Source organism: Parapedobacter sp. SGR-10 (genome assembly GCF_011030405.1).
Taxonomy (GTDB): Bacteria; Bacteroidota; Bacteroidia; order Sphingobacteriales; family Sphingobacteriaceae; genus Sphingobacterium.
Window position 1 is genome coordinate 1 of sequence record NZ_JAAJTJ010000063.1, and the last position, 1,297, is coordinate 1,297.

Genomic DNA, 1,297 nt, shown 5'->3' on the forward strand with positions numbered 1-1,297 from the left:
CACTAGTGTCTACTAAAAGTTTTTAAATTGTTCTTTGATTTCTTGATAATCTGATTGTTGTGGTGTTTTTTGATACGTGACGATTTGAAATTGCTTAGGTTAACCGCAAAAGCGTTTAACATGAATCAAGGCAAGTACGTTTTCGCACAGTTGACAGAATTTCTTCCACGACGAGTATTTGACACCATCGTTCAAAAACACGGGGGCAACAAGTATGTTAAGTTTTTCACATGTTGGAACCAACTGCTTTGCATGATGTTCGGTCAGCTTTCCAATCGTGATAGCCTACGGGATTTAATGCTCGCACTTGATGCACATAGCAGCAAGTCCTATCATTTGGGGCTGGGCAAACAAGTTACCCGAAGCAACTTGGCCAAAGCCAACGCTAAACGTGCCAGTTTGATCTTTGAGGAATTCGCCCATCACATGATTGCCATAGCGAGATCCAAATGTAGGAACGTAGACTTGGGTATCGACTCACAGGTCTACCTGTTTGATTCGACAACCATCGATCTCTGCCTAAGTGTATTCTGGTGGGCAACGTTCAGAAAGAACAAAGGTGGCATAAAGATGCATACCCTATACGATGCAAACAGCCATATTCCTGTGTTCATGCACATTACCGCTGCTACCGTTCACGATGTGAACGCCATGGACCACCTAAGCTATGAACAAGGATCTTTCTACGTTTTTGATCGAGGTTATCTTGATTATGGCAGACTGTATCGCCTGAACAATGCAGGAGCATACTTTGTCATACGGGCTAAATCAAACCTCAAGTTCGGACGGATGTATTCCAAAAAAGCAGACAAAGAAAACGGCGTCCTGTGTGACCAGATCGGAAAACTCACCGGCTATTATACCTCTGGGGACTATCCCCAAAAGATACGTAGAGTAAAGTTCTACGACAGTGAATCCAAAAGGACATTTGTCTTCCTGACCAACAACATGGATGTAACGGCTTCCGAGATTGCCCTGCTCTATAAACACCGATGGGCAATAGAACTGTTCTTTAAATGGATAAAGCAGCACCTGAAAATAAAATCGTTTTGGGGTACAACGGAAAATGCTGTGCGTATACAGATATTCGCTGCCATAACAACTTATTGTCTTGTAGCGATTGTTGCCCAAGACCTCAAAACGGGTCGTCAACCTTACGAAATATTACAGGTATTGGGTATATCCCTTCTGGACAAAACACCTATAAATGAGCTTCTTACAAAATCAGATTACAGAAATATCAAAGAACGTATTGTTAAACAGCTGTCACTCAGTTTGTTTTAAGTGGACAGCAATG

The 1,297-nt window shown here is 42.2% G+C and carries 1 protein-coding gene; it reads left to right on the top strand.

All coding sequences use genetic code 11. The features are described 5' to 3' along the window. The first annotated feature begins 120 nt into the window (after positions 1-120). On the top strand, positions 121-1,284 hold the full coding sequence (locus G5B00_RS17855; protein ID WP_163878829.1) for an IS4 family transposase: 1,164 nt from the start codon (positions 121-123) through the stop codon (positions 1,282-1,284). The last annotated feature ends 13 nt before the right edge of the window (positions 1,285-1,297 follow it).